At 45.1% G+C, this 6,369-nt stretch carries 7 protein-coding genes; 1 reads left to right on the top strand and 6 read right to left on the bottom strand.

What is annotated here, in order from left to right:
• On the top strand, positions 1 to 1,710 hold a 1,710-nt coding region (locus A3766_RS13800), incomplete at its 5' end, for an AAA family ATPase (protein WP_068642368.1).
• Positions 1,711 to 1,814: 104 nt separating this feature from the next.
• Here A3766_RS13800 and infA read toward each other — a convergent pair.
• The 6 genes from infA to A3766_RS13770 form a co-directional block, all read right to left on the bottom strand.
• Positions 1,815 to 2,033: a translation initiation factor IF-1 gene (gene infA, locus A3766_RS13795; protein ID WP_068516263.1), complete on the bottom strand. Its 219-nt coding sequence runs from the start codon at positions 2,031 to 2,033 to the stop codon at positions 1,815 to 1,817.
• A gap of 209 nt (positions 2,034 to 2,242) precedes the next feature.
• On the bottom strand, positions 2,243 to 2,992 hold the full coding sequence (locus tag A3766_RS13790) for an arginyltransferase (RefSeq protein WP_068516266.1): 750 nt from the start codon (positions 2,990 to 2,992) through the stop codon (positions 2,243 to 2,245).
• Between the two features lie 11 nt (positions 2,993 to 3,003).
• Positions 3,004 to 3,705 carry a leucyl/phenylalanyl-tRNA--protein transferase gene (gene aat, locus A3766_RS13785; protein ID WP_068553326.1) on the bottom strand — a complete coding sequence of 234 codons (702 nt, stop codon included), beginning with the start codon at positions 3,703 to 3,705 and terminating at the stop codon, positions 3,004 to 3,006.
• A gap of 62 nt (positions 3,706 to 3,767) precedes the next feature.
• Positions 3,768 to 4,718 (bottom strand): thioredoxin-disulfide reductase, encoded by a 951-nt coding sequence (gene trxB / locus A3766_RS13780; RefSeq protein ID WP_068516272.1) that lies wholly within the window; start codon positions 4,716 to 4,718, stop codon positions 3,768 to 3,770.
• A 135-nt stretch (positions 4,719 to 4,853) separates the two neighbouring features.
• The gene (locus A3766_RS13775; protein ID WP_068516275.1) at positions 4,854 to 5,768 is read right to left on the bottom strand and encodes a MoxR family ATPase; all 915 of its coding nucleotides are present in this window, start codon (positions 5,766 to 5,768) and stop codon (positions 4,854 to 4,856) included.
• 16 nt (positions 5,769 to 5,784) lie between these two features.
• The coding region (locus A3766_RS13770; protein WP_082907120.1) for a PilZ domain-containing protein at positions 5,785 to 6,369 on the bottom strand (585 nt) is incomplete at its 5' end.

The raw sequence follows: 6,369 nt of genomic DNA, 5'->3' as shown, positions 1-6,369 counted from the left end.
AGCTTAGGTCGCATTGACCCACTGATTGGTCGCGAGAAAGAGGTTGATAGAGTTGTACAGATACTGTCGCGTCGCCGTAAAAATAACCCCTTGTTAGTAGGGGAGGCGGGTGTTGGTAAAACGGCGATAGCTGAAGGTTTAGCTAAGCAGATTGTTGATGGAAATGTTCCAGCAATTATATCTGATGCTGAGGTTTATTCTTTAGATCTTGGTGCTTTATTAGCAGGAACCAAATACCGTGGTGATTTTGAAAAACGTTTTAAGGCTCTGCTAGCTGAGCTGAAGAAGCGAGATCATGCTATTTTATTTATTGATGAAATTCATACGATCATTGGTGCGGGTTCTGCTTCAGGTGGCGTTATGGATGCATCTAATTTGCTGAAGCCACTACTTAGTTCTGGTGAGATTCGTTGTATTGGTTCGACTACGTTCACTGAGTTCCGAGGCATCTTCGAAAAAGATAGCGCATTGGCGCGTCGATTCCAGAAGATAGATGTAAATGAGCCGGATGTTGAGGATACGATAAAAATTCTGCGAGGTCTGAAACCTCAGTTTGAAGCACATCATGAACTCAAGTATACGGATGAAGCATTGCGCTCCGCAGCAGAGCTGGCTGAACGTTATATTACTGATCGTCATATGCCTGATAAGGCCATCGATGTGATAGACGAGGCGGGTGCTAGTCAGCGTTTGAAAGAAGCTGATCAGCGCTGTGACTTGATTGATGTCGAGGATATTGAAGATGTGGTGGCTAAAATAGCGCGAATTCCTCCTCGTAGCGTGACAAGTTCTGATAAAGATATGCTTAAGAATATTGAGCGCGATCTTAAAATGCTAGTGTTTGGTCAAGATAAGGCAATCGAGTCTTTATCAACGGCAATCAAGCTTTCTCGCGCCGGTTTGAAGTCGCCTGAGAAGCCTGATGGTGCATTCTTGTTCTCTGGTCCTACCGGTGTTGGTAAGACTGAAGTAACTAAGCAGTTAGCAACTGTATTAGGTATTGAGTTGGTTCGCTTTGATATGTCGGAGTATATGGAGCGACATACCGTCAGTCGTTTGATTGGTGCGCCTCCTGGGTACGTTGGCTATGATCAGGGTGGCTTATTGACCGAAGCGGTCAATAAGAATCCTCACTGCGTTTTATTGCTTGATGAGATTGAAAAGGCGCACCCAGAAGTCTTTAACTTGTTGTTGCAGGTTATGGATCACGGCACCTTAACCGATAACAATGGCCGCAAAGCTGACTTTAGGCATGTCGTGTTGGTGATGACAACCAATGCTGGTGCGGAAGTAATTAGTAGACGCTCAATTGGTTTTAATGAGCAAGACCATTCTTCAGATGGTATGGAAGCTTTGAATAAGGTATTTACGCCAGAGTTTAGAAATCGCTTGGATGGCATTATTCCGTTTGCTTCATTATCGAGAGAAACAGTTTGCTATGTTGTCGACAAGTTCCTTATGGAATTACAAGTACAGCTGGATGCGAAGAACGTTGTGCTGCATGTTGATGATGAAGTGAAGCTCTATCTTGCAGAGAAGGGGTATGATGAAACTATGGGTGCTAGACCAATGGCTCGTCTGATTCAGGAAGACCTCAAGAAACCGTTAGCAGAAGAAATTCTCTTTGGTAGTTTGGCTGAAGGTGGCGATGTCCATATTAATCTTCGAGATAATGAGATTGTCTTTGATTATGAGCAAGAGCCAGCCTAAGGGTTGTTATTGACGAAAAAAAGGGTAAGAACATGGTTCTTACCCTTTTTTTATGACTATAAAGTCTCGCTTAAGCGAATGAGCGCGAGCCCAGACGAAATAATCTAGCGAGCTCTGTAGGTGATACGGCCTTTAGTTAGGTCGTAAGGCGTCATTTCAACTTTAACCTTGTCACCAGTCAGTATACGAATATAGTTCTTACGCATCTTGCCAGAAATATGAGCCGTTACAATATGGCCATTTTCTAGTTCAACACGGAACATGGTGTTTGGAAGGGTGTCTATAATCGTCCCTTCCATTTCAATGACATCTTCTTTCGCCATTAAAGCGTAACCTCATAAATAATTGAGCGTTTAGTTACAACAAGCCTGAAATTTAAGAGGCTAATTATCACCTCGAATTAAAGCTCGTTATTAGAAAAGTGCGACATTCTGCCTGAATCCGAAGGATTACGCAAAATGTTTGTTTATTGATCAGTAAAATAATTGCACTTATGGCGGGTTTGAGGGGCTAAAAAGAAGTTGCTGGAGGATTATTCGCTAGAACTCAGTAGCTGGTCTCTGATGTTTATCAGCTGTTCTTCTGTATACCACTGATCACCAATTCTGGCCTCAAAAGGTGAAAACTTTGTTTTGTACGCCATTTTCTTACATTCCTTAATAAAATAGCCTAAATACAGGTAACTTAGCTCTCGATTTTTGGCTTCCTCCACTTGCCAGAGAATGGCGTAGGTTCCTAGGCTTTTAGCCGAAAGCTCAGGGTCAAAGAACGTGTAAATGGCCGAAAGGCCGTCATTAAGTTGGTCGCAAACGGCAATGCCAAGTAAATGGTCGCCTTCAGAGAATTCTATGAACTGTGTTGTGCTGTGACCATTTACCAGGAACGATCTATATTGGTCGCGGCTCGGCGGGTACATATCTCCATCCGCGTGACGGCTGTGGATATATTTCTCATATAGTAAGTAGTGGTCTTCATGGAAATCAGCTGGAAGAATTTTACCTTTCACTTGGCTGTTTTTATTCCACACCCTTTTCTGACTTTTGCTTCTTTGAAAGTTTGGTGCAGACACGCGTATTGGTGTGCAAGCTTGGCAGCTAGTGCAGTGAGGGCGGTAATAATGTTGTCCGCTACGACGGAAACCCTGTGCTGAAAGTTCGCTATAGGTATCCGTGTCGATGATAACTTTTGGGTCGGCAAAGACAGTGCTTGCTTGCATGCCCGGTAGGTAGCTGCAATCGTGCTCCGGGGTCGCGTAAAGTGCCAGCTCTTGTTGTTGTGTCATAGCTTTGGGCTTTATCCGTTGCCTTGATTGGCGAATGCCCACTCGGAATGTAAGGGGCTTCGTTTAATATTTTTATTAAGTATAGATAAAAAATCTGACCTATCGATGCATTTTGCGCCGAGTGTTAGTAAATGGGGGTTTTCAACTTGGCAGTCAATAATAGCGTAGCCCCACTTATGCAGCTGTTGGCTTAGACATGCGAAGGCAACTTTCGATGCATTGGGCTTTAATGAAAACATTGATTCACCGAAAAAACAGCAGCCAATGGCTAGGCCATAGAGCCCACCAACAAGTTCTTCGTTTTCCCATACTTCAACCGAGTGAGCAACGCCTAGTTCATGCAGAGCGTAATATGCCTCTTCCATTTCTTCGGTAATCCAGGTGCCTTCCTCGGAATCGAGTCGAGCGCAATGTCTGATGACTTCTGGGAAAGCTTGGTCGAAGCTGAGCCTGGGCTGTTTCTGTCGAATGTGTTTCTTCAGGCTTTTGGAGATATGTACTTCATCAGGAATTACAACGCAGCGAGGGTCGGGGCTCCACCAAAGAATAGGCTGATCATCTGAGAACCAAGGGAATATGCCGCGGGAATAGGCGTGAATGAGTCGTTCAGGGCTAAGGTCACCTCCGGCAGCGAGTAAGCCGTCTGGGTCGCGCAAAGCCTGTTCAATGGGAGGGAAGTCGTCGTTCGCATCCAGCCAGGGGAGGTTGGCCATTCAATATCCTTTGAGGCGAGCAGGGCGGTTAAGCGTCAAGCTTACCCGCCCGGGGGTTATACTTATAATGCGTCGATGTACTTTTCTGCATCCAGTGCAGCCATACAACCAAAGCCAGCTGAAGTAATTGCTTGACGGTATACCTGGTCAGTTACATCACCGGCGGCGAATACGCCAGGGATGCTAGTGCCTGTTACGCCTCCTTCGAGGCCAGACTTTATGGTCAGATAGCCATTATTCATTTCTAGTTGGCCATCAAATAGCTCGGTGTTGGGCTTATGGCCGATAGCAATAAAGACACCCATTGTTGGTATTTCTTTTTCTTCACCTGATTCGGTTGACTTGACGCGCACGCCAGTTACGCCTGCATCGTCACCCAGCACTTCTTCTAGAGTATGGTTCCACTCGATGCGAATATTACCGTTTTCAGCTTTTTCCAAAAGCTTGTCTTGAAGAATTTTTTCCGAGCGAAGTGTGTCTCGACGGTGAATCAATATAACTTCTTTAGCGATATTGGATAGATACAACGCTTCTTCAACGGCAGTGTTTCCGCCGCCAACTACACAAACAGTCTGGTTGCGGTAGAAGAATCCGTCACAAGTTGCACAGGCGCTGACCCCTTTGCCGGCAAACGTTTCTTCGGACTCTAGGCCCAAATACATCGCTGAAGCACCGGTGGCGATAATGAGTGCGTCACAAGTATATTCACCAGAATCGCCCGTTAAGCGAAAAGGTTTTTGGCTTAGTTCTGCTTTATTGATGTGATCATAAATAACCTCTGTTTCGAAGCGCTCGGCATGCTGCTGCATTCTTTGCATTAATTCAGGACCTTGAACGCCCTCAGCATCTCCAGGCCAGTTATCGACGTCGGTTGTTTGCGTCAATTGTCCGCCTGCCTGCATTCCTGTAATCACAACTGGGTTCAGGTTGGCGCGTGCTGCATAGACTGCAGCTGTATAGCCTGCAGGGCCTGAGCCAAGAATAATGACTTTGGAGTGTTTTGCTTCGCTCATGAGAAATGTCCTTCAACGATAAGTGTTTAAACTGGTACTAAATAATGTTGTGCAAAAATGCTGCTCAGCAAGCTCTATAGGTCGTGGCTACAGATATAGGGGCTCGCAGAATAATAAACTGTTAATGGGGATAGTTTAAAAAATATCAACAGATTTTAAAATGTTTTGGCTCAAAGGGTTGCTTTGCTTTGCTTGTCCGTTAGACAGGCGGTGTTCTGCGACGCTTGGAAAGACTGCCTGAATATCATCAGGTAAAACATGGTCCCTGCCTTCAATAAGTGCCCAGGCTTTAGCCGCTTGAATCAGAGATATATTTGCGCGAGGCGATAAACCGTGTGTTTCATTGCTTTTTAAACGACTCAATGTTGCCAGCCGGTAGACGTAGTTGACGATACTGTCTGAGCACTGAACTTTGGATACTAGAGCTTGAATTTTGCTGAGAGTATTCTCGTTCAACACTGCTTGTAATTGATTTGCCAGCGCGCGTCGATCAATACCTTTGAGTAGTTGTTTTTCAGCGTCTTCACTTGGGTAACCTAGTGATATGCGCATCATAAATCGGTCTAATTGTGACTCTGGCAGCGCGTGAGTACCTGACTGGTCGCTAGGGTTCTGAGTGGCGATGACGAAAAAGGGCTCAGGGAGTGCGCGGGTTTCACCTTCTTGTGTGACCTGGCGCTCTTCCATTGCTTCGAGCAGAGCACTTTGGGTTTTAGGGCTGGCACGATTGATCTCGTCAGCGAGTACAAGGTTGGAAAATATCGGGCCGGGGTGAAAATGGAACTTACCGTCTTCTCGGTTAAAAATATTCAGGCCCAGTAAGTCACCAGGTAGTAAGTCGCTGGTAAATTGGATGCGTTGATAGCTTAAGCCCAAAGTTCCTGCTAAAGCGTGTGCTAATGTTGTCTTCCCCATGCCAGGCAAGTCTTCGATGAGCAGGTGGCCTTTAGCAAGCAAGCAGGTCAGGGCTAGCTTAATTTCATTCTCTTTGCCTAGAATAACTTTGTTGAGTTGGCTAAGGCCAAGTTGAATCGCTTTGATATTGCTCATAGTAGAATCTATAGACTTATGAAGTGGGGGTGGATGCTCTGTTTTGGGTTTGGACTCGCATAATATGGCGTGCAATCAACTGCTGGTGAGCTTCCGATATATCGGTAAAAGCAATATGCACCTCATAAGGTGATTGCGATCCTCGACATGAAAGTACATCGCCTTCAAGTATTAAGCCGCTATAGCTGGGTAGTAAAATAAGCTTGATTGCGACGCTTTGCCCTTTGGTATATTCCGACTCACTCTTAAGTGCCAAGCCTCCTTCACTCAAGTTAACAGTTTGAATGTTGTCATTTGAGTTTTGCTGGTTGTTCATTGCCAGCACTCTCGATAAGGCGTCGAGTTTCTTGTTCATTACTTTTAAAAACTGCCCCAGGTTTTTATCTTTATCTGTCAGCGTTCGGAGTAGATGCTTTGATTCAACATCCAATAGCTGAAACTCAGAGATCAGACCAAACTCGGGGCTTAGTTCAAAACATTCCGCTGCAGTTTGATTGTCAGCTCTGGGAACAATGTCAACGGACGCTTTATTTTCAACGCGAAAATATTGTCGTCGATTGGCGAGTTCGGTAATGGTTTCAATATCGTCATTCATAAGTCG

It is taken from the genome of Oleiphilus sp. HI0132 (assembly GCF_001635845.1).
Note: the sequence above shows the minus strand (reverse complement) of the source record. Positions and strands in the feature narration are given on the sequence as shown.

What these genes read in the sequence shown, in the direction of transcription:
- infA (WP_068516263.1), bottom strand. Translation starts at nt 2,033, where the DNA reads ATGGCGAAAGAAGATGTCATTGAAATGGAAGGGACGATTATAGACACC.
- A3766_RS13790 (WP_068516266.1), bottom strand. Translation starts at nt 2,992, where the DNA reads ATGACACAACAACAAGAGCTGGCACTTTACGCGACCCCGGAGCACGAT.
- aat (WP_068553326.1), bottom strand. Translation starts at nt 3,705, where the DNA reads ATGGCCAACCTCCCCTGGCTGGATGCGAACGACGACTTCCCTCCCATT.
- trxB (WP_068516272.1), bottom strand. Translation starts at nt 4,718, where the DNA reads ATGAGCGAAGCAAAACACTCCAAAGTCATTATTCTTGGCTCAGGCCCT.
- A3766_RS13775 (WP_068516275.1), bottom strand. Translation starts at nt 5,768, where the DNA reads ATGAGCAATATCAAAGCGATTCAACTTGGCCTTAGCCAACTCAACAAA.